Origin of the sequence: uncultured Oscillibacter sp. (assembly GCF_947654275.1) — a bacterium.
Taxonomy (GTDB): domain Bacteria; phylum Bacillota; class Clostridia; order Oscillospirales; family Oscillospiraceae; genus Oscillibacter.
In genome coordinates this window covers 29,986-49,876 of the sequence record NZ_CANTJS010000001.1, presented here as the reverse complement: position 1 = coordinate 49,876, position 19,891 = coordinate 29,986, and the positions used below count along the sequence as shown (strand labels likewise).

Here is a 19,891-nt window from a genome sequence, read left to right as displayed (position 1 = left end):
TACATGAAGAAATTCCTGTCCCTGGTGCTGGCACTGGTTATGACCATGTCCCTGGTCACCATCAGCGCCGGCGCCACCGAGTACAAGGATCTCACCGACAAGGATGAGATTCAGTACGAGGAAGCCGTTGCGGTTCTGAACCGTCTCGGCATCATCACCGGCTACAGCGACGGCAGCTTCCAGCCCAAGAAGGAGCTGACCCGCGGCGCTGCCGCCAAGATCATCGTGTCCCTGCTGATCGGCACCGACGCCGCCTCTAACCTGGTGGCAACGACCGCTCCGTATACCGATGTTCCTGTGAATCACACCTTCGCGGGCGTGATCAGCTACTGCAAGACCAGCAAGATCATCAACGGTTATCAGGACGGCTCCTTCAAGCCCGACGGAAGCCTGAGCGGCTATGCTTTCAGCAAGATGCTGCTGGGCGCTCTGGGCTACAAGGGCGAGCTTGAGGGCTTCACCGGCGCCGGCTGGAACATGAAGGTTGCCGCCCTGGGCAACGAGGCCGGCCTGTTCGACCGCCTGAGCTTCAAGGGCAACGAGACCGTCAACCGCGAGCAGGCCTGCCAGCTGGCTCTGAACACCCTGAAGGCCACTCTGGTTGAGTACAGCGGCGGCATGAACGTCACCAATGGCGATCAGACCGTGGTTGTGAACCCCAACCGCAGCTACAAGACCAGCAACCAGGACTTCGCCACCAACATCAACGCCAAGACCGCCGCCAACAGCAGCGAGTACTACACCGTTGAGTTCGGTGAGGAGCACTTCGTTGACCTGCGTCTGGAGCACGACAAGAAGAACCCCACCGACAACGACCTGGGCCAGCCCTCCGCTGAGTGGAGCTACAAGAAGGTCACCATCGGCACCTATGCCCTGGAGCCCGACTTCCGCTACACCGAGCTGGTCGCTCACAACGACAACTCCAGCACCGACGCCAGCAAGGTCCGCGCTCTGGGTCTGAACGGCTATGAGGTGAATGGCAGCACTCAGCTCTGGCTGAACGGCTATGCCAGCTCCCACACTATGGCCAAGGTTTCTGAGATTGCCGACTTCACCGACAACGGCACCGTGGTGGAGGTCTATGTCTCCGAGACCGATGCCGACCTGATCACCGACGTTGTGGTTATCCAGTCCGCTCTGGTGGAAGTCAAGCGCATTGGCTCTGACTATGTCACCCTGGGCAAGTATGACACCGACGGCGCCGACACCCACGCCCCCAAGGAAGGCTACAACCGCGAGGCCTTCGACGTGGCCAATGACAAGGGCCTGGCCGGCTCCAAGACCTACAACGACATTCAGGTTGAGGACCGCGGCTACAGCGTGCTTTCCGGCCTGAAGGCCGGCGACAAGGTTGTCGTCGTTCCCGTGGCTGAGGATCACGGCAACGCCCGCTTCGACATTTGGGAAGCTTATGTTCCCGAGACCGTGACCGGCGCTCTGACCCGCGTCGACACCTACGGTTCCAGCGCCAGCAACCGCGGCACCATCGGCCTGACCGTCGGCGGTACCTCCTACAAGGCCGCTGAGTGGAACAAGGACATCATTGAGATCGACGGCGAGGCCGTCAAGGTCACCAAGAAGGACGTCACCCTGACCCTGGACAAGTACGGCAATGCCCTGCTGGCCGAGGACGTGGGCAAGACCGAGGAGTACATGGTGGTTGGTTACTACTATGATTCCCTGATCGACGGCCGTCTGGTCAAGTTCGTCCACGGCTGGGATATGAACGGCAACGAGGTTGACCTGAACCTGGGCCGCGATCCTCAGGTTGGCGCTGGTGACGCTGAGGACCACGCCAAGCCCGGCGACCTGGTCCGTTATGAGAACGCCACCAGCGGCTCTGCCGACTGGCTCCTGAAGGACGGTTCCGAGCCCGGCAACGACGCCAAGATCTATGCTGTTGACCACGGCGCTTCCAGCAATACCTATCAGATCACCGCTTACAATACCCGTATTGCCCTGACTGACGTAAGCGGTCATTATAAAACGAACTCCAAGATCAGCCTGGCCAACCCCATTGACGTTGCCAGCGGCATCAAGTTCATCTATGTTGAGTTCAACGACGACAACGAGGTTGAGAGCGTTGAAATCCGCAAGGGTGTTCAGGCTGTTTCCAACACCGAGCTGAAGGCCTATAAAGGCGGTACCGCCGCTAACGGCCAGTTCACCAATGACGCTAACATCGGCGCGTGGGATACCGCTCAGGCCTATGTCGGCGGCGAGAACAGCGGCGCGGACAACAAGAACAACGCCTCTGTCAAGGCCGTTGTCATCAAGCGCGAGAGCAACACCGCCATCTCCAGCAATCTGCTGTACATCCGCGACTATCTGGGCTCCGCTCAGAAGAGCGACAGCACCGGCAAGATCATCTACGGTTACACCGTGGTGATGAACACTGCCGACGGTCTGGCCGGCGAGGCAAAGACCATCTACTCCTATGAGAATCTGAGCGTTGGCGATTTCGCCAGCTACAGCGAGGTCCAGAACGATCAGGTTTCCGACTTCTACAAGCTGCGCGAGCACACCAACCACTTCGACAAGACCACCACCACCTTCGTGGCCAAGGTTTCCAACATCCTGAAGAGCAATGACAACATCATTGTTCTGGAGAGCGATTCCTACAAGGCTCCCGACGGCAGCAATGTCGACAGGACCGATCCCAGCAAGAAGCCTGCTGTTGGCACCATCGTGTATAACAGTGGTGACGACAAGCAGACCGGCGAGTTTGTGGACCGCGTCCGCGTCAGCGGCAAGACCCAGTGGGTCGACCTGACCACCAACCACATCGCTTCCACCAAGGACCTGAAGGACTTCAAGGACGTCAAGCTGGCCATGGTTGTCAACGATAACGTCGAGTCCGACGGCTTCCGCGATGTCGCCATGATCATCGTTCAGGAAGCGACCCGCAAGGACGGCTCTGAGGGCGGTTCTTCCAGCGGCGGCGGCGTGACCGCCACCGTCAAGCTGGGCAGCAGCGGCAGACCCGTTGTTGAGTTCGAGGTGACCAAGCCCGCTTGGGCCGCTGACGATGCCACCGCCACTGTCTCCGTCGGCATCCTTGTTGACGGCGTGCAGGCCGATACCGCCAGGACTACCACCACCGGCGGCAAGGTGTCCGCGCTGGGCGCCAATACCTACCGTGAAGGCACCGTGCTCGGCGTTGGTACTCCCACCATCACCTGGGATAAGGTGAAGGCCGCCACCACCGGCACTGTTCCCGAGGGCCTTTCCATCAAGGCTGGCTCTACCTCCATCGGTGTTGGCTCCACCAGGACCCTGACCGTGACCATGGAAGCTGGTAAGTATGACAGCGCTAAGGTCACCGTGAAGCAGGGCAACACCGTCCTGGTGAACGCCCAGACCCTGTCCGACGGCGATAACGCCCTCACCCTCGCGAACGTTGTGGAAGGCTATGCCATCGAGGTTTCCTTCTCCGATGTGGAGGCGAAGACCTATGCTCTGACCATCGATGCGGCCATGTCCAACTGGACTGTGGGCGGAACCGCGGCTGACAGCTATGTGGCAGGTACTCCTGTGTCCATTACCTTCACTCAGGATGCTGGTCAGGAAGCTCCTTTCAAGGCTCTTACTGACGGCGCTACCCTGACTTTGACCACCGACTACACCAATACTGGTTTGCCTGATGGCGCAGTTGTCAAGCTGACCACCCAGGGTGTGACTGCTGTGGCTGAGACCTTTACCTATGACGACGTTGCGGCCACCCTCCGGGCACAGGTTGCGGATACCGCTAACTTCCAACCCACTGCGGATGAGGCTACAGCCATTAACAATGGTGGTACCTATTACTCCGATAGCGATGGAACTGATACTCCTTGGACCGCTACTGCTGGTACGGCGATCCCCGCTACTGGTGTCTACACCAAGACCGGCAACGACGACGCTGTGGCTGCCAAGAAGGCCGTTCTGACCATCACCTTCGACATGCCCGCTGCTCCTGTGAACTTCTCCGCCTTCGCTCTGGTTCCCTGATTTAAGCAAATCGACGTTGTTTTCCTACAGCTAAGCAAAAAAGGACCCGCCCCACTGGGGCGGGTCCTTTTTCGTCGTATCCTCCGACACAAACCAACATTTCAATAGGCCTTCAACCCCCGGAACTGGAACTGGAAGGGAAGCGCGGGGAGGGTCGGGGAGCCGGAACCGTTGGCGTAGAGCCCGATCTTTGTGACTTGGCGGAAGGTCATGCTTGAGTAGCCGATGCTGATATTCGGGGCCACGCTGAGACCGCCGATAATGGAATCCGGGTCCCCCAGGGGAAAGAAAATCATACGTCCCCTGTTTCCGCTGTACAGCATCATGAACCCCGAGAGATAGACCCCTGTGGACTGAAAGGCGATGCTGCCCCCCTGGTTGAAGGTGACGCCCACCTGAGACGCGCCGGAGGGGGCGGTGACGTCCACAAAGGCGGCGACGCACTGGCCCAGGAGCGTGCCGTTAAAGCTGACGTCCGCGCTGCGGGAGGTACCGGTGGGGGTGATGGTGAGGCGGCCCAGATCCACCAGCTGAAGCTTGACGCTGTTGAGCCGCGCGTCCTCCGTCTGGAGGGCGCTTTTTACGCTGTTGAGGGTGGTAATGTCGGCTTTTTGGGCCAGCTCCGTGTTGACTCGTGTGGTCTCGGCGGTCTGTCCCGCCGCCAGGGCCGCCAGGGCGGCCTCCAGGTTTGCGTTGTCGGCGTTGAAGTCCTCCATGAGAATGCGGTCGGTTTTCTCCCACTGGCTCAGGTCGTATTTCGGCGTTTTTTCCATATGGCAAATATCCTTTCTGTATAGCATTATAGAGGGCGGAAACAGGGGAAAAGCTGCACGCCGCCGTGCAACTGCCGGGGCTTTTTTTCAAATTTGCAAACAGGCCTACACAAACAAAAAGAAACGTGGTATAATGATTCCGATCATCCAGAAATGACGGTAAGGGGGCGGAGGTCTTGAAAACAAAATGGAAAGCGCTGCTGCCGGCTCTGCTGCTGGCCCTGTCCCTCTCCGGCTGCGGCGGGGGCAAGCTGGTGTTTAACCCCGAGGAGCTCTATACGCTGCCCACCCTGCCGGCCAAGTACACGGAGCTCAGCAGCCAGATCAACGCGATTCTGGAGGACGGCGCGGAGTATGCCGCCCCCTCCTCCGGCGCGAATATCCAGCCCGTCCAGCTGGCCGACCTGGACGGCGACGGGCGGGAGGAGGCCGTGGCCTTTTTCCGGAAGACCGACGACGAGAAGCCCCTGAAAATCTGCATTTTTTCCGCCGCGGGAGACAGCTATGAGCAGACCGCCGTCATCGAGGGCAGCGGCTCCGCGGTGTACAGCGTGGTTTACAGCGATCTGGACGGCGACGGCCGTCAGGAATTGATTGTGGGCTGGAAAATCAACACGGAGCTTCAGGCCCTGTCGGTCTATACCCTGGACGGCGGCGGGACCAGGGAGCTGCTCCGCAGCGTCAGCTATGTGCGCTATGTCAATATGGACCTGGACGGGGACGGCATGCAGGAGCTGATTGTCCTCCGGGCCGACGAGGAGGGCGACGGCACGGCGGAATATTACGACTGGCAGGACGAGACCCTGTCTCTCCGCTCCGCCGCCCGCATCTCCATGACCATGGCGGAGCTGAGCCAGCAGGGCCGGGTCACCGTGGGCGCGCTGGAGGACGGGGCCCCGGCCCTCTTCATCACCGGAGTCACGGAGCAGTTTGATGCCGTCACGGATATTCTGGCGGTGCGGAACGGGGAGCCGGTGAATATCCTTCTCTCCGAGCTCACCGGCGTGTCCGGGGAGATTGGTTTTTTCAGCGGCCTCTATCCCACGGACATCAACGGCGACGGCCTGACGGAGGTTCCCCGGCCCGTGCGGCCCGACGGGGAGAGCGCCGTCCAGCGGGTGGACTGGCTGACCTTCGCCGTCTCCGGCGAGGGCAGGACGGTCCTCAGCACCTATCACTGCATGGAAGAAGGCTGGTATTTCCAGCTTCCCGAGTCCTGGGTGGGCCGGGTGCAGACCGAGCGGACCTCCTCCTCCGGCGAGGCCGCCGTAACCTTTTATGCCCAGGATGAACACGGACGCCGGGGGGAAGCGCTGCTTCGCATTTCCGCTGTCACAGGAACCAACCGGGAGATCAGAGCCACCCGGGGAAGCCGTTTCCTGCTCAGCCGCCAGAAAAGTGCCATATATACCGCCGAGCTGCCGGAGGGCGGCGAGTCCTGGAGCGGAGGCCTCACCGCGGACGAGGTGCGTTCCGCCTTCAGCGTCATCGCCGCCGAGTGGACCGCCGGCGACAATTGATACCCCACCGGGAAAGGGTGAAATTATGAAAAAAGTGTTGGTTTTAGAGGATGAGGCCAGTATCCGCAGCTTTATTGTCATCAATCTCCGCCGGGCGGGCTACGACGTCATCGAGGCGGAGAGCGGCGAGGAGGCCATGGACCTCCTCCGGGAGAATCCGGATACCAAGGTGGCCCTGCTGGATATCATGCTGCCGGGCATCGACGGCTTTGAGGTCTGCCGCCGGGTGCGGGCCACCAATACCCGCATCGGCATCATCATGCTCACCGCCCGGTCCCAGGAGATGGACAAGGTGACGGGCCTCATGACCGGGGCGGACGACTATGTGACAAAGCCCTTTTCCCCGGCGGAGCTCACCGCCCGGGTGGATGCCCTCTTCCGCCGGGCGGGCGGCGAGGACCCGGTTCAGACCGGGGAGCTGCGTCAGCCGCCCTTCCTGCTGAACACCCGGAACCGAACCCTGGAGAAGAACGGCCAGCGGATTAAGCTGACGCAGGTGGAATACTCCATCATGCGGGTGTTCATGGAGAATCCCGGCAAGGCCCTGTCCCGTGAGGAAATTTTGGATATGGTGTGGGGCCGGGACTACTTCGGCGAGCTGAAAATTGTGGACGTGAATATCCGGCGTCTCCGGCTGAAAATCGAGGACAACGTGCAGAATCCCGCCTATATCACCACCGTTTGGGGCTACGGATATAAGTGGGGCCTGTAGCCCGGGGAAGGGCCTGAAAGGAGGGGGAACCCTATGGAAAAGCAGCAGAGATGGAATGCGCTCCGTCTGAGGGGCCTCCGTCAGCGCTGGATTTTCAACTCCATTGTGCCCATTGTGCTGCTGCTGGTGCTGATTGTGACACTGTTTTCCGCCGGCGTGTCCAGCTATTATTACGGCACCATGGAAAAGGGTCTGGAGACCCGCGCCCAGGCCCTGGCCAATTCCTTCAATGAGTACTTCATGGACAACGGCTTTGGGAGCTATTACCAGAAGGCCGTCCAGTCCGCCGAGTTTTTCGAGGATAAAAACTGCATCGAATTGCAGTTCATAGGCTCCAGCGGCCGGATACAGGTCTCCACCTCCGGCCTGACTGCGGGAACCTCCCCCCGGACGGAGGACATCAGCCAGGCTCTCCAGAATCAGCCCTCCAGACCCTACCGGGGCCGGGACCTGGAAACCGGGGAGGAGATTATGGCCGTGTCCTATCCCCTGACCGCCAATGGCCGGGTGGTGGGCGTCATCCGTCTGGTGACCTCCCTGCGGGCGGTGGACCGGCAGGTGATGCTTGTGGTGCTGGCCATTTTCCTGGTGGCGCTGCTGTGTATGCTGCTGGTGGTTTTTTCCAATCTGCTGTTTATCAACGACGTGGTGGAGCCGGTGGCGGTGGTGACGGAGGCCGCCAAGCGCATTTCCGCCGGCAGCTACGGGGCCCGCATCGAGAATAAATATTCCGACGAGCTGGGGGAGCTGGTGGACAACATCAACGACATGTCCCTGAAAATCAGCCAGAACGAGAAAATGAAAAGCGAATTCATCTCCTCCGTCTCCCATGAGCTCCGGACCCCCCTCACCGCTATCAACGGATGGGGGGAGACCATTCTGGAGGACGACCTGGAGGGGGACCCGGTGCAGCTGCGCCGGGGGATCCGGATTATCGTCAACGAGTCCCGGCGGCTGAGCAACATGGTGGAGGAGCTGTTGGATTTCTCCAAGATGGAGGACGGCCGCTTTACCCTCCAGATTGAGAATGTGGACCTTCAGGCGGAGCTGGAGGACGCCATTTTCACCTATCAGGAGCTCTTCCGCCAGGACGGCATCCTGCTGGAGTACTCCCCCGACGACATGCTTCTGCCCATGATTCCCGGCGACCCGGAGCGGCTGAAGCAGGTGTTCTGCAATGTGCTGGACAACGCCTCCAAGCACGGCGGGGCGGGGAAGCGCATCGCTGCCTCCATCGTCCAGGAGGGAAGCGAGCAGGTGGTCCGGGTCCGGGACTACGGCCCCGGCATTCCGGAGGAGGAACTGCCCTTTATCAAGCAGAAGTTTTACAAAGGCACCTCCAAGGCCCGGGGCAGCGGCATCGGCCTGGCGGTGTGCGACGAGATTATCAACCTCCACGGGGGAACCTTCACCATCGGCAACGCCGAGGGCGGCGGCGCGGTGGTGACCATCCGCCTGCCGGTTCAGGCGTGACAGAGAGGAGAAGGGGATATGAAGCAGCTGACGGTCCTTCTGATTGGCATGAAGCTGATGGGCGTGATTCAGTGGCCCTGGCTCTGGGTGCTTGGCCCCCTGTGGGTGCCGGTCCTTCTGTTTGCCGCCGCCTTCGCGTGTATCCTGATTGGCGGCAGAATCAAAAAGGGCGCCTGGTAACAAATTTATGCGCGTACGCATGTTAGAAAGGAAATTTCATGGCAGAAGAAAACAAAAAATGCGCCTTCCGCACCAGCATCGGCGGACAGGCGCTGATTGAGGGCATTCTGATGCGGGGCCCGGAGAAGCAGGCCATTGTGGTCCGGGACCAGGAGGGAAATCTGGTGGAAAAGGTGGAGCCTCTCCGCTTTGTCAAGGACCGCTATCCCATTTTGGGGGTTCCCCTGATTCGGGGGACGGTGAACTTTCTGGACTCCATGGTCAACGGCGTCAAGGCCCTGATGTACTCCGCCGAATTTTACCCGGATGAGGAGGCAGGCCAGCCCTCCAGGTTTGAACTGTGGCTGGAAGAGCACTTTTCCAGCAAGAAGCTGGAAAGTCTGGTGGTCGCTCTGGCGGTGGTGCTGGGAGTGGGCATGAGCGTCTTTTTGTTCATGGTGCTGCCTACGCTGCTCACCGGGGCCATTCTCCACTTTTTCCCCGGCTTCCCCCTGTGGGGCCGGAACCTGGTGGAGGGTCTTCTGAAGGTGGTCATCTTCCTGGCGTACCTGATTGTCTGCTCCAAACAGCGGGATATCTACCGGGTCTTCCAGTACCACGGCGCGGAGCACAAGACCATCTTCTGCTATGAGGCGGGACTGCCGCTGACGGTGGAGAACGTCCGGATTCAGCCCCGGCACCATCCCCGGTGCGGAACCAGCTTTCTGTTTGTGGTCATTGCGGTATCTATCATCTTTTCCAGCATCTTTTTCGGCATCTGGCCTGTTACAAACGCCTGGCTGCGGACGCTGGTGCATCTGCTGCTGCTGCCTCTGGTGGTGGGAGTGACCTATGAGTTCAACCGCTGGGTGGGCCGCCACGTTCAGGAAAGCGCCCTGGCCAGGATTCTGACCGCTCCCGGCCTCTGGATGCAGAACTTCACCACCAACGAGCCGGACGACGGAATGATTGAGTGCGCCATCCGGTCCATTGAGCTGGTACTGCCCTCGGAAAAGGGCAAGGACGCCTGGTAAGGGGAGACGGAAATAGGAATTTTTGGGGCAATTTCCCGGGCCGGAGCCCGCCCACGTTTCCGGAGGACAACCCCAGGGCGGAAGTCTGACGGAGAACAGGAACGCCTCCGGCTGTTCCCCGGACGGCTCCGTTGAGAGTTTTCAGGAGCTGGACTGCTTCTTTGACGGGCAGAGCCGCCCCGGCGGGCCATGAAGCGTCTGCGGAACGGCGGGGAGGACAGCCCGTATGTCTATGGCCGCTTCGCGGCGGGAGCGCCGGAGGAAGGCTGAGACAAAATGAATCAAATTTTGCGCCTGGGAGAAAGGGGCGATTCCATTGGCGGTCACTTATAACAATCTCTATTTGGACGTCCGAAAGCAGCTCCGGGAACGGGGCGTGGACGCCGCCACACTGGAGGCGCGGGAGCTGGTCTGCTTCGGCACCGGCAAGGACCGGGAGGAGCTGACCCGGGACGGGGGGCTTTACGCCTCCCCGGAGCTGGAGCGCCAGGTCTGGGAGCTGGTGGAACGGCGGCTTGCCGGGGAGCCGGTGGCCTATTTAATCGGAGAATGGGAGTTCTACGGCCTGCCTCTGGATGTCTCCGCCGACGTGCTGATTCCCCGGACGGATACCGAGGTCCTGGCGGCGGAGGCCGGCGCCTATGTCAAAGCCCTGGGGGAGTGCCGGGTGCTGGACCTCTGCGCCGGCAGCGGCTGCGTGGGTCTGGCGGTGGCCTCCCAGGCCCCCAAGGCCCGGGTGGCTCTGGGGGAATACTCGGAAAGCGCCCTGAAAATCTGCCGCCAGAACATCCGGCGCTGCGGTCTCTCCGGCCGGGTGGTGCCCATCCGGACCGACGCCCGGCAGAAGCCGGACCGCACGCTCGGGGAATTCCAGTGCATCGTCTGCAACCCCCCCTACATCCCCACCGGGGACATTCCCGGGCTGGACGTGTCCGTGCGGGACTATGAGCCCCATTTGGCCCTGGACGGCGGCGCCGACGGTCTGGACTTCTACCGCTCCGTCTCCAGCCTCTGGCAGGATGCCCTGGCCCCTGGCGGGCGGCTCTATTTCGAGGTGGGAATCGGTCAGGCGGACAGTGTGCTGCGGCTGATGCGGACCCAGGGCTTCGGGGACATCCAGGTGGTGAAGGACACCGGGGACATCCCCCGGGTGGTCTTCGGTACTCTGCTGACGGAGGTATGAGCCTTCTGAAGCGGGCCGGCCTGCTGCTTCTGGCAGCGGCGGTGGTGCTGCCTCTCTCCGCCTGTGCCTACGGCCTTGTCATCGCCCCCCTGCGGAACGACCGGGCGGCTGCCCGGCTGCTGGACGGGCTGCTGGCGGAGCTGCCGCCGGAGACGGAGATTGTGGAGACAGCCGTCTGGGCGGGCAACAGCAGCGGGACCGGCAACCATGTGGAAATCTGGGCCGGCGTTCTGAACCGGAGCGGGGCCGGGTTCCCGGCGGAGGCGCTGCGGGGCTGTCCCTGGGATACGGTCACCCAGTCTGATTTTCCTGCCACCGCAGACCCCCAGGCGCTGTTCCCGGCCCTGCCGGAGGGCTGGGAGGGATATTTCATATACGGAAGATCGGGCGAGGCGGCCACCCAGTGGGACCTCCGGGGCCACTGAGGGCATTGGGGATAAAAGGAGACATTGCCATGGAAAAACGGCTTTATAAAATCGAGCAGGGCAAAATGCTGGACGGCGTCTGCGGCGGCATCGCCAAGTATTTCGGCCTGGACCCCACACTGGTGCGGCTGGCCTGGGTGCTGTTCACCGCCCTGGGCTTCAGCGGCATCGTCGCATATATCATCTGCGCCCTGGTGATTCCCAGGGAGCCCCTTTGAGGACAGACGGAACAGAGACGGAAATTGACAGAATATAAACGGAGGAATGACCTATGGCGAAGGAAAAAGCGCCCCTGCCGGTACTGGCTCCGGCGGCGGATAAGAAAAAGGCCCTCAGCACGGCCATGACACAGATTGAAAAAATGTACGGCAAGGGGGCCATCATGCGCCTGGGGGACAGGACTGCCATGAATGTGGAGGTCATACCCACCGGTTCCCTGGCCCTGGACGTGGCCCTGGGCATCGGGGGCCTGCCCAAGGGGCGCATCATTGAGATCTACGGGCCGGAGTCCTCCGGCAAGACCACCCTGGCCCTCCATGTGGTGGCCGAGGCCCAGAAGCTGGGGGGCGAGGTGGCTTTTGTGGACGCGGAACACGCCCTGGACCCCGCCTATGCCCGGGCTCTGGGCGTCAAGGTGGACGATATGCTGATCTCCCAGCCGGACACCGGCGAACAGGCCCTGGAGATTACCGAGGCCCTGGTCCGCTCCGGTGCCCTGGACGTGATTGTGGTGGACTCCGTGGCCGCCCTGGTGCCCCGGGCTGAAATCGAGGGCGAGATGGGGGACAGCTATGTGGGCCTTCACGCCCGGCTCATGAGCCAGGCCCTGCGGAAGCTCACCGGAGCCATCGGCAAAACCAATACCGTTGTCATTTTCATCAACCAGCTCCGGGAAAAGGTGGGCGTCATGTACGGCAATCCCGAGGTCACCACCGGCGGCCGGGCGCTGAAATTTTACGCCTCCGTCCGCATCGACGTGCGCCGGGTGGAGGCCATCAAAAACGGCTCGGAGCTCATCGGCAACCGGACCCGCGCCAAGGTGGTCAAGAACAAAATGGCGCCCCCCTTCCGGGAGGCGGAGTTTGACATCATGTATGGCGAGGGCATTGTCCGGGAAAGCGAGCTGGTGGACCTGGGGGTTAAGCTGGACCTGGTGCAGAAGGCGGGTTCCTGGTTCTCCATGGGAGAGAGCCGCATCGGCCAGGGCCGGGAGGCGGCGAAGAAGTACCTCCGGGACAACCCGGAGATCCGGGACCAGCTGGAAGCGGATATCCGGAAGAACTTTGACAAGCTGATGAGCAGCCAGTCCCGGGCCGCCGCCAAGGCCGCGGGCCGGGCGGTGGATGTCAGCGCCGACGATTTTGACGACTCGGTTCCGGGAGACGAGCCTGACCGGAACGCTCCCCCCGTAAAGAAGAACAAGGCCGATGCGGATTGAGCGCGTCGAGGCCTCCCGGCACAAGAAGGGCCGGGTGCTGGTGTTCCTGGAGGACGGCGCCTGCCTGAAAATAACGGAACAGGAGCTGCTGGACTTCCGCTTCCGGGCGGGGGACGAGCTGGATGCCGGGACGATGGAGCGGCTGAAGGAAGCCGCGGGTCTCTCCAATGCCCGGACGGCGGCGGCGGACCTGATTGGCAGGCGGGCCATGAGCCGCCGGGACCTGGAAAAGAAGCTCCGGGAGAAGGGGGCCGGCGAGGCCGAGGCCCGCTATGCCGCCGAGTGGATGGAGGCCATCGGGGCCATCAACGACGCCGAGTATGCCGCCGCCCTGGTCCGGCACTACGGCGGCCGGGGCTACGGTCCGGCCTACATCCGCCAGAAGCTCTATGAGAAGGGCGTGCCCCGGGAGCTGTGGGAGGATGCCCTGGAGGAGCTGCCGGAGGGCGGCGGCCCCATTGACGCCTTTCTCGCCTCCAAGCTCCGGGGCCGCGTGCCGGACGAGAAGGAGAAGCGGCGGCTGACCAATGCCCTGCTCCGCCGGGGCTTTGCCTGGGGGGAGATCAGGGAGGCCTGGGGCCGGCTGGACGAAGAGCTGGAGGAGGACTGAAGAGCCGGAGTCTGTGAGCGGTTAAAAATCCTCCATCAGCTGGACCATGAGCTGAGCGCCGATGCGCACGCCCTTATAAAAAGCTTCCTCCGCCTGTCTGTCCGCCAGGGCTTCGATGCTGGGAATCAACGCTTCCGCGATTTTTTCGTCCACGACGCGGAGCTGGGTGGCGATCCGCCTTTCATCCGGGCTCTGGGGGCTCTCCAGATTGCAGAATATGCCGGGGGACAGCGGATCGTCATGATACAGGGCGGTCAGGATATCAAACATAGAAATTTTCCCCTTCCCAATACTGTATATTGCATTTGTTGCGCACTTATAGTAACATACTCAAAATGCTAAGTCAAGAGGTTATATGGATACGAAGAAGATTTTTAGCGAGCGGATTCGTGAACTGCGGCAAAAGAGTGCTGTCAGTCAGATGCAGCTTGCCAATGCGTTGGGGCTGACGCAAAATGCAATTGGCATGATGGAACGAGGCCACCGGGGGACCACCATTGATAAGCTGGTGCTTCTGGCGGAGTATTTCCATGTTTCCACAGATTATCTGCTGGGCGTCACCGACGACCCAACATGGCGGGGGGCCCAGCCGGAGGAGGAGTCATGAGTTATCAGGTCGCTTTTATCTCCCTGGGCTGCGCCAAGAATCAGGTGAACTGTGAGCAGATGATGTCCCTGGTCCAGTCCGCCGGCCACGAAATCGTTTCCGACCCCGCCGGGGCGGATGTGGCCGTGGTGAATACCTGCGGCTTCCTGGCCTCTGCCTGTGAGGAGGCCATTGGCCAGATTCTGGAGCTGGCGGAGCTGAAACGGGCCGGACAGCTGAAAAAGATACTGGTCACCGGCTGCATGGCCCAGCGCTACAAGGCTGACGTGCTGGAGGAGCTGCCGGAGATTGACGGGATTCTGGGCACCGGCAGCTACGGCGAGATTGTCCCGGCCATCGGCGCGGTGATGGAGGGGGACCGCCCCTGTCTGATGGGGAATATCCACACCGCCCCCCAGAACGGCCCCCGCATTCTCTCCACGCCCCCCTGGTATGCCTATCTCCGCATTGCCGAGGGCTGCGACAACCACTGCGCCTACTGCGTCATTCCCTCCCTCCGGGGGAAGTACCGCAGCCGCCCCATGGGAGAACTCCTGGAGGAGGCGGCGGAGCTGGCGGAGGCCGGGGTGCGGGAGCTGCTGGTGATTGCCCAGGACATCACCCGCTACGGCACGGACCTGAACGGGGAACACCGGCTGGCGGCCCTGCTGCGGGAGCTCTGTAAACTGGATTTCCGCTGGATTCGCCTCCACTATCTCTATCCCGATGAAATCACGGAGGAGCTCATCGACACCATCGCCCGGGAGGAGAAGATTCTCCCCTATCTGGACATTCCCATCCAGCACTGCAATGACGGTATCCTCAAGGCCATGAACCGCCGGGACACCAGGGAGAGCATCACAGCTCTGCTGGCGAAGCTCCGGGCCCGGATTCCCGGCCTGGTCCTCCGGACCAGCCTGATTACCGGTCTCCCCGGCGAGGGGGCGGCGGAGTTCGAGGAGCTCTGCGGATTCCTCCGGGAGGTGAAGATCGAGCGGGCCGGCGTCTTCCCCTTCTCCCCGGAGGAGGGCACCCGGGCCGCCCAGATGGACCACGTGGGGAGCGAGGAGGCGGCCCGCCGGGCGGAGCTTGCCGTGGATGTCCAGTCCGACGTCATCGACGCATACAACGAATCCGTCCTGGGTGAGGAGCGGGAGGTCCTCTGCGAGGGCTTCGACCCCCAGGCCCAGATGTTCCACGGACGGAGCTATGCCGAGTCCCCGGAGATTGACGGGCGCATATACTTCACATCGGAGGAGGACGCGGAGCCGGGGACCTTCGTCACCGTCCGCCTCACCGGCGTCATGGACGGCGAGCTCACCGGGGAGCGGGTGGAATGAGACCGGCAAAAAGTCCCCTGCGGGACATTCCCGGCGTGGGTCCCCGGACCGCCGCCGTCATGGAGGCCCTGGGGGTCCGGCAGGTCTCCGACCTTCGGGGACAGGACCCCGAAGCGCTGTATCTCCGGGAGTGCCTGATGAAGGGGTACCGGGAGGACCGCTGCGCCCTGTACATCTGGCGGGCGGCGGTGTACTACGCGGACCATGAGGACCGGGACCCGGAGAAGCTGAACTGGTGGTACTGGAAGGACAAACCCTATCCGGAGAAGGAGGACCTATGAATCTGCCCAACAAATTGACCATGCTCCGCATCATTCTGGCGCCGGTGTTTCTGGCGGTGCTGTACTGGGGATTCCCCGGCGCGGACTATGTGGCCCTGGCTATTTTCATCGCCGCCAGCGTCACGGACCTGCTGGACGGAAAAATCGCCCGGAAATACAACCTGGTGACGGACTTCGGCAAGTTTGCCGACCCCCTGGCGGACAAGATTCTGGTGGTGGCGGCGCTGCTGTGGTTCGTGGAGGGCGGACGGATGCCCGCCTGGATGCTGATGATTGTCGTTACCCGGGAGTTTGCCGTCAGCGGCCTGCGGATGATCGCCTCGGACAACGGCCGGGTCATCGCCGCCGGGTGGTCCGGAAAGGTGAAGACGGCTTCCACTATGGTGTGTATTGTGGCGATGCTGGCCCTGGGGCCCCGGATTGAGGCGGCACGGATGCAGATGATCTACTCGTCCCAGTTCTCTCCCCCGCGTCCCCCGATTCTGTGGGTGGATACGATCTGCATCTGGGTTATCACCCTGACCACCCTGTACTCCGGCGTGGAGTATTTCGTGAAGAACAGGGACGTCATTCGCTCCGCCTGAGGGGCGGGGACAAAGGGGTGCGGGGTGTCCTGGCCCCTGTACAGACAAAAACTGCTCTGAGTCCCGAGGGATTCAGAGCAGTCTTTTCATGTCCTCCGGCAGAGGGGCCGTCAGGCGCAGGACCTCCCCCGTCACCGGATGGACCAGTCGGAGGGCACAGGAGTGGAGGGCGGGCCGGGAAATCAGGTCCGGGTCCTCTCTGCCATAGAGCCAGTCCCCCGCCAGGGGACAGCCCAGGTGGGCCATGTGGACCCGGAGCTGATGGGTCCGGCCGGTCTCCGGCAGAAGCCGGAGCAGGGTGAGGGGGCCGTTCCTGCCCAGGACCTCATAGTGGGAGACGGCGGGGGCGCCGTCGGGGCGGACCATCCGGGCCACCGTGGAGGTCTCGTCCCGGCCGATGGGGGCGTCCACGGTCCCCGCCTCCGGCTGGGGACAGCCCAGGCAGACGGCCCGGTATTCCCGGCGGAAATCCGGGGTGTGGAGGCGTTTCCGCAGCAGGTCGTGAACGTAGCCGCTTTTGGCAATCACCATCAGGCCGGTGGTGCCCTTGTCCAGGCGGTTCACGGGGTGGAAGATGAAGTCCGTTCCCCGGGTCCAGGCCAGAGCCCCGGCCACCGTGGGAGTGTGGGGCAGGAAGTTGGAGGCGTGGGCCGTCATGCCGGCGGGTTTGTCGGCAATCAGCAGGTGTTCGTCCTCCCAGACCACCGGCAGGGGCCAGTCGCCGGGGACGGCGGCGGTTTTGGGCGGGCGGTGGTCCCCGGTCTCCACCTCCAGCCGGTCCCCGGTGTGGAGAACATGGGGCGTGTGGGCCGGGAGGCCGTTGACCAGAATGCCGTTTTCCACCCGGGTCAGCCGGGACACGGCGTGAGAGGAGAAATGGAGCCCCGCCCGGAGGATATGGCGGACGGTGCTGCCGTCCTCCGCCTCGGTGATGATTCTGATAATGGCAGGCATGCGCGCCTCCTTGGATGTGCCTATATAGTCAGCACAGTTGAAAACCGGCAGATACCGGTTTTCAACCAGCGGCGGAGCCGCTGACGGGCTAGGTAAAAAGCCCCTGTGCCGGCTATGAAGTCCACCGCAAGGCCGTTTTGCGGCCTGTGCGGCGAATCATCGCCGCACTTGTTGAAAAGAAGCAAATGCTTCTTTTCAACTGCGGTGACTATACGAGCAATGTCAGCAGGGGGATGGTGGCGATGGAGAGCAGGGTGGAGACGAAAACCAGCTGGGCGGCAAAGGCCGCGTCGCAGCCGTATCTGTCCGCCAGAATGGAAGTGGTGCTTCCGGCGGGCATGGCGGTCATCAGCAGGCAGATGGATTTCAGCAGCCCGTCCATGGGCAGGGGCAGCATCAGCCCCCAGACCAGCAGGGGAAAGGCCAGCAGCCGCAGGGCGCTGTAGTACAGCACGGAAGGGGAGAACAGGGATTTCAGCGGCGCGTCCGCCAGAATGGAGCCGATGACCAGCATGGAGACCGGGGTGGTGCAGCGGTTCAGGGCGGCGACGCTGTCCATCACGAAGCCGGGAACGGGATTCAGGGGCAGGCACATCAGCGCCAGACCCAGGAAGACCGCGACGATGCAGGGGTGCCGGACCAGCTTCCGGAATGCGTCCTTTTTGCTGACAGAGGTGAACAGGGACAGGCCCGCCGTCCACATGGTGAAGCGCAGAGGAATCTGGAACATGGCGGTGTACATCACACCCAGGTCCCCGAAAAGGGCCTCGGCAACGGGGAGACCCACGAAGGTGGAGTTGCTGCAGATCATGCCGTAGCACAGAACCCTGCGCTGATGCTCCGGAAAGCGCCGGAACAGGGGCCGGTTCAGCAGGTAGACCAGCACCTGAATGGCGGAGGAGAGCAGGAGCATCAGAAGGCAGTTCCGCATGAATGCCCCGCTGGGCCGGACCCCGCCGGTGAAGGACTGGATGATGTTGCAGGGCAGAATGACGTGAATCAGAAGGTCGGACAGCAGCCTGCGGCCCTTCCCGTCTATGAAGTCCAGCTTCTTCAGCGCGATGCCCACGGCGATCAGGGTAAACAGCATCAGCTGAAGCGAGACCATTTTTGAAAATACGCCCATCAGGAAGCGCCTCCATTTCCGGACTATTCCACGCCTGCGGCCTTCCGGCTGAGATCCAGCCGCACCAGGGTTCCCTGACCGGGGCGGGAGGCGATGGTGATGCCGTGGTTCAGCCGGTCCATCACCTGGCGGCAGAGATAGAGGCCGATGCCGGTGGATTTTTTGTCCTCCCGGCCGTTAAAGCCGGTGAAGCCCTTTTCGAAGACACGGGGGATGTCCTCCTCCCGGATGCCGATGCCGCTGTCGGCAATCACCAGGGTGTCCCCGTCGCCGTAGACCCGGATGACGCCGCCCTCCGGCGTGTATTTCAGGGCGTTGGACAGCAGCTGTTCCACCACGAAGGCCAGCCACTTTTCGTCCGTCAGCACGGTCCTTCCCGTTTCCCGGAAGTCCAGGGAGATTTTTTTCAGAATGAACATCCGGGCGTATTTCCGGGCCGCCTGGCGCAGCAGCGGGTCCAGGGGACAGGGCCGCAGCACGTAGTCCGTGGAGCTGCTGCCCAGACGCAGATAGTTCAGCACCATGTCCACATACTGCCGGATTTTCAGAAGCTCCGCTTCCAGCTCCGGCCTGGACTCCTCCTGAAGTAGCAGGCCCATGGCGGCGATGGGGGTCTTGATCTGGTGGGCCCAGAGGGTGTAGTAGTCCGTCATGTCCTGGAGACGGCTGTCGTTCTCCGAGGCCAGGGCCGCCCGGTGGACGCAGACGGCCTCCAGCAGGGACTGATAATCCTCTTCCAGCAGTCCCCGGGGCGGCGGCAGAGGCAGGGACTGCTCCCGGGCCCGGAGGAGCAGCCATTGAAGCTCCCGGTGACGCCGGCAGAAGCGGACATAGCTCAGGGAGAAAAGCGCCGCCCCCAGCACCAGGCACAGGGCCCCGCCGTAGAGCAGCGGTTCGGCGGGCATTTGATAGAGATAGAAAACGCCGGTCAGGACGGCGGCAAAGCAGCTCAGAAGAAGCAGCAGCTTCCACTGCCGTTTCAGATAGGCAGACAGCAGATTCATGGTCTCAGCCCTCAATCAGATAGCCCGCGCCCTTCCGGGTGCGGATGAAGTCCGGCAGCCCGGCGGTCTCCAGCTTCCGCCGCAGGCGGTTTACGTTGACGGACAGGGTATTTTCATCCACGAAGCTGTCGGACTCCCACAGGGCGGTCATGATGGCGTCCCGGCTGACAATCTGGCCCTTGTGCTGGAAGAGAAGCTGGAGAATTTTCAGCTCGTTTTTCGTCAGCTCCACCTTATGGTCTCCGGCGGTCAGGCTGCCGTCGGACAGGTTCAGCACCGCGCCGCCGCAGCTGAGGAGGACGGCGGAGGGCCCAAAGTCATAGGTCCTGCGGAGCATGGCCTGAACCTTGGCGGAGAGAACCTGAAGGTCAAAGGGCTTGGCCAGCAGGTCGTCCCCGCCGATCTGCATGGCCATCACCACGTTTACATTGTCGGAGGCGGAGGTCAGGAAGAGAATGGGCACCCTGGAGACGTTCCGAATCTCCCGGCACCAGTGGAAGCCGTTGAAAAAGGGCAGGGAGACGTCCAGCAGCACCAGCTGAGGGTCAAAGGTGGTGAATTCCTCCAGCACGGCGTCAAAGCGCCGGACGCAGCCCACCTGATAGCCCCAGCTTTCCAGGTGCCGGCGGACCACGCCGGCGATGACCTCGTCGTCCTCCACAATCAAAATCCGATACATGGCCGGCTCTCCTTCCGCAT

21 protein-coding genes are annotated in these 19,891 nt (G+C 62.2%); 15 read left to right on the top strand and 6 right to left on the bottom strand.

The annotated features are described in order from the left end of the window. The first annotated feature begins 3 nt into the window (after positions 1-3). Complete coding sequence (locus tag Q0063_RS00210) at positions 4-3,990, top strand: S-layer homology domain-containing protein (RefSeq protein WP_297869944.1); 3,987 nt, start codon at positions 4-6, stop codon at positions 3,988-3,990. A gap of 101 nt (positions 3,991-4,091) precedes the next feature. Here the strand turns inward: Q0063_RS00210 and Q0063_RS00205 are convergent, their stop codons facing one another. Next, complete coding sequence (locus tag Q0063_RS00205; RefSeq protein WP_297869943.1) at positions 4,092-4,763, bottom strand: hypothetical protein; 672 nt, start codon at positions 4,761-4,763, stop codon at positions 4,092-4,094. 176 nt (positions 4,764-4,939) lie between these two features. Between Q0063_RS00205 and Q0063_RS00200 the strand changes: the two genes are divergently transcribed. The 10 genes from Q0063_RS00200 to Q0063_RS00155 all read left to right on the top strand — a co-directional run bounded on the left by Q0063_RS00200 (position 4,940) and on the right by Q0063_RS00155 (position 13,317). Next, positions 4,940-6,283, top strand: a complete 1,344-nt coding sequence (locus tag Q0063_RS00200; RefSeq protein WP_297869942.1) for a VCBS repeat-containing protein — start codon at positions 4,940-4,942, stop codon at positions 6,281-6,283. 25 nt (positions 6,284-6,308) lie between these two features. Beyond that, complete coding sequence (locus tag Q0063_RS00195) at positions 6,309-6,995, top strand: response regulator transcription factor (protein WP_297869941.1); 687 nt, start codon at positions 6,309-6,311, stop codon at positions 6,993-6,995. A 33-nt stretch (positions 6,996-7,028) separates the two neighbouring features. Continuing rightward, positions 7,029-8,468, top strand: coding sequence for a cell wall metabolism sensor histidine kinase WalK (locus tag Q0063_RS00190; RefSeq protein ID WP_297869940.1), 1,440 nt, complete (start codon positions 7,029-7,031; stop codon positions 8,466-8,468). An 18-nt stretch (positions 8,469-8,486) separates the two neighbouring features. Continuing rightward, complete coding sequence (locus Q0063_RS00185) at positions 8,487-8,648, top strand: hypothetical protein (protein ID WP_297869939.1); 162 nt, start codon at positions 8,487-8,489, stop codon at positions 8,646-8,648. Positions 8,649-8,686: 38 nt separating this feature from the next. Then, on the top strand, positions 8,687-9,661 hold the full coding sequence (locus Q0063_RS00180; protein ID WP_297869938.1) for a DUF1385 domain-containing protein: 975 nt from the start codon (positions 8,687-8,689) through the stop codon (positions 9,659-9,661). A gap of 316 nt (positions 9,662-9,977) precedes the next feature. Further along, positions 9,978-10,844 (top strand): peptide chain release factor N(5)-glutamine methyltransferase, encoded by an 867-nt coding sequence (prmC, locus tag Q0063_RS00175; protein ID WP_297869937.1) that lies wholly within the window; start codon positions 9,978-9,980, stop codon positions 10,842-10,844. Continuing rightward, complete coding sequence (locus tag Q0063_RS00170; protein ID WP_297869936.1) at positions 10,841-11,269, top strand: hypothetical protein; 429 nt, start codon at positions 10,841-10,843, stop codon at positions 11,267-11,269. The genes prmC and Q0063_RS00170 overlap by 4 nt, the downstream gene beginning before the upstream one ends. A 29-nt stretch (positions 11,270-11,298) precedes the next feature. Further along, positions 11,299-11,487 carry a PspC domain-containing protein gene (locus Q0063_RS00165; protein ID WP_297869935.1) on the top strand — a complete coding sequence of 63 codons (189 nt, stop codon included), beginning with the start codon at positions 11,299-11,301 and terminating at the stop codon, positions 11,485-11,487. Between the two features lie 53 nt (positions 11,488-11,540). Then, positions 11,541-12,707: a recombinase RecA gene (recA, locus tag Q0063_RS00160; RefSeq protein ID WP_297869934.1), complete on the top strand. Its 1,167-nt coding sequence runs from the start codon at positions 11,541-11,543 to the stop codon at positions 12,705-12,707. Beyond that, entirely contained in the window at positions 12,697-13,317 is a 621-nt protein-coding gene (locus tag Q0063_RS00155) for a regulatory protein RecX (RefSeq protein WP_297869933.1), read from the top strand. Before recA ends, Q0063_RS00155 begins: the two co-directional genes overlap by 11 nt. A gap of 21 nt (positions 13,318-13,338) precedes the next feature. Here Q0063_RS00155 and Q0063_RS00150 read toward each other — a convergent pair whose 3' ends face one another. Beyond that, complete coding sequence (locus Q0063_RS00150; protein WP_297869932.1) at positions 13,339-13,587, bottom strand: hypothetical protein; 249 nt, start codon at positions 13,585-13,587, stop codon at positions 13,339-13,341. 85 nt (positions 13,588-13,672) lie between these two features. Here Q0063_RS00150 and Q0063_RS00145 point away from each other — a divergent pair, with 85 nt between their 5' ends. The 4 genes from Q0063_RS00145 to pgsA are packed head-to-tail and all read left to right on the top strand — an operon-like array spanning position 13,673 to position 16,108. Next, positions 13,673-13,924: a helix-turn-helix domain-containing protein gene (locus tag Q0063_RS00145; RefSeq protein ID WP_297869931.1), complete on the top strand. Its 252-nt coding sequence runs from the start codon at positions 13,673-13,675 to the stop codon at positions 13,922-13,924. Beyond that, on the top strand, positions 13,921-15,243 hold the full coding sequence (rimO, locus tag Q0063_RS00140; protein WP_297869930.1) for a 30S ribosomal protein S12 methylthiotransferase RimO: 1,323 nt from the start codon (positions 13,921-13,923) through the stop codon (positions 15,241-15,243). Before Q0063_RS00145 ends, rimO begins: the two co-directional genes overlap by 4 nt. Next, positions 15,240-15,524, top strand: a complete 285-nt coding sequence (locus Q0063_RS00135; protein ID WP_297869929.1) for a helix-hairpin-helix domain-containing protein — start codon at positions 15,240-15,242, stop codon at positions 15,522-15,524. The genes rimO and Q0063_RS00135 overlap by 4 nt, the downstream gene beginning before the upstream one ends. Beyond that, positions 15,521-16,108: a CDP-diacylglycerol--glycerol-3-phosphate 3-phosphatidyltransferase gene (gene pgsA, locus Q0063_RS00130; protein WP_297869928.1), complete on the top strand. Its 588-nt coding sequence runs from the start codon at positions 15,521-15,523 to the stop codon at positions 16,106-16,108. The genes Q0063_RS00135 and pgsA overlap by 4 nt, the downstream gene beginning before the upstream one ends. A gap of 72 nt (positions 16,109-16,180) precedes the next feature. Here pgsA and Q0063_RS00125 read toward each other — a convergent pair whose 3' ends face one another. The 4 genes from Q0063_RS00125 to Q0063_RS00110 form a co-directional block, all read right to left on the bottom strand. Further along, positions 16,181-17,062: an RluA family pseudouridine synthase gene (locus tag Q0063_RS00125; protein WP_297869927.1), complete on the bottom strand. Its 882-nt coding sequence runs from the start codon at positions 17,060-17,062 to the stop codon at positions 16,181-16,183. A 208-nt stretch (positions 17,063-17,270) separates the two neighbouring features. Beyond that, positions 17,271-18,188 carry an AEC family transporter gene (locus Q0063_RS00120; RefSeq protein ID WP_297869926.1) on the bottom strand — a complete coding sequence of 306 codons (918 nt, stop codon included), beginning with the start codon at positions 18,186-18,188 and terminating at the stop codon, positions 17,271-17,273. 23 nt (positions 18,189-18,211) lie between these two features. Next, the gene (locus Q0063_RS00115) at positions 18,212-19,192 is read right to left on the bottom strand and encodes a sensor histidine kinase (RefSeq protein WP_297869925.1); all 981 of its coding nucleotides are present in this window, start codon (positions 19,190-19,192) and stop codon (positions 18,212-18,214) included. 4 nt (positions 19,193-19,196) lie between these two features. After that, a complete protein-coding gene (locus Q0063_RS00110) occupies positions 19,197-19,871 on the bottom strand; it encodes a response regulator transcription factor (protein WP_297869924.1) in 675 nt (224 codons plus the stop codon). Between the last annotated feature and the right edge of the window lie 20 nt (positions 19,872-19,891).

Coding starts and splice junctions, on each gene's coding strand:
- Q0063_RS00210 (WP_297869944.1), top strand. CDS start 4: ATGAAGAAATTCCTGTCCCTGGTGCTGGCACTGGTTATGACCATGTCC.
- Q0063_RS00205 (WP_297869943.1), bottom strand. CDS start 4,763: ATGGAAAAAACGCCGAAATACGACCTGAGCCAGTGGGAGAAAACCGAC.
- Q0063_RS00195 (WP_297869941.1), top strand. CDS start 6,309: ATGAAAAAAGTGTTGGTTTTAGAGGATGAGGCCAGTATCCGCAGCTTT.
- Q0063_RS00190 (WP_297869940.1), top strand. CDS start 7,029: ATGGAAAAGCAGCAGAGATGGAATGCGCTCCGTCTGAGGGGCCTCCGT.
- Q0063_RS00185 (WP_297869939.1), top strand. CDS start 8,487: ATGAAGCAGCTGACGGTCCTTCTGATTGGCATGAAGCTGATGGGCGTG.
- Q0063_RS00180 (WP_297869938.1), top strand. CDS start 8,687: ATGGCAGAAGAAAACAAAAAATGCGCCTTCCGCACCAGCATCGGCGGA.
- Q0063_RS00170 (WP_297869936.1), top strand. CDS start 10,841: ATGAGCCTTCTGAAGCGGGCCGGCCTGCTGCTTCTGGCAGCGGCGGTG.
- Q0063_RS00165 (WP_297869935.1), top strand. CDS start 11,299: ATGGAAAAACGGCTTTATAAAATCGAGCAGGGCAAAATGCTGGACGGC.
- recA (WP_297869934.1), top strand. CDS start 11,541: ATGGCGAAGGAAAAAGCGCCCCTGCCGGTACTGGCTCCGGCGGCGGAT.
- Q0063_RS00155 (WP_297869933.1), top strand. CDS start 12,697: ATGCGGATTGAGCGCGTCGAGGCCTCCCGGCACAAGAAGGGCCGGGTG.
- Q0063_RS00150 (WP_297869932.1), bottom strand. CDS start 13,587: ATGTTTGATATCCTGACCGCCCTGTATCATGACGATCCGCTGTCCCCC.
- Q0063_RS00145 (WP_297869931.1), top strand. CDS start 13,673: ATGGATACGAAGAAGATTTTTAGCGAGCGGATTCGTGAACTGCGGCAA.
- rimO (WP_297869930.1), top strand. CDS start 13,921: ATGAGTTATCAGGTCGCTTTTATCTCCCTGGGCTGCGCCAAGAATCAG.
- Q0063_RS00135 (WP_297869929.1), top strand. CDS start 15,240: ATGAGACCGGCAAAAAGTCCCCTGCGGGACATTCCCGGCGTGGGTCCC.
- pgsA (WP_297869928.1), top strand. CDS start 15,521: ATGAATCTGCCCAACAAATTGACCATGCTCCGCATCATTCTGGCGCCG.
- Q0063_RS00125 (WP_297869927.1), bottom strand. CDS start 17,062: ATGCCTGCCATTATCAGAATCATCACCGAGGCGGAGGACGGCAGCACC.
- Q0063_RS00120 (WP_297869926.1), bottom strand. CDS start 18,188: ATGGGCGTATTTTCAAAAATGGTCTCGCTTCAGCTGATGCTGTTTACC.
- Q0063_RS00115 (WP_297869925.1), bottom strand. CDS start 19,192: ATGAATCTGCTGTCTGCCTATCTGAAACGGCAGTGGAAGCTGCTGCTT.
- Q0063_RS00110 (WP_297869924.1), bottom strand. CDS start 19,871: ATGTATCGGATTTTGATTGTGGAGGACGACGAGGTCATCGCCGGCGTG.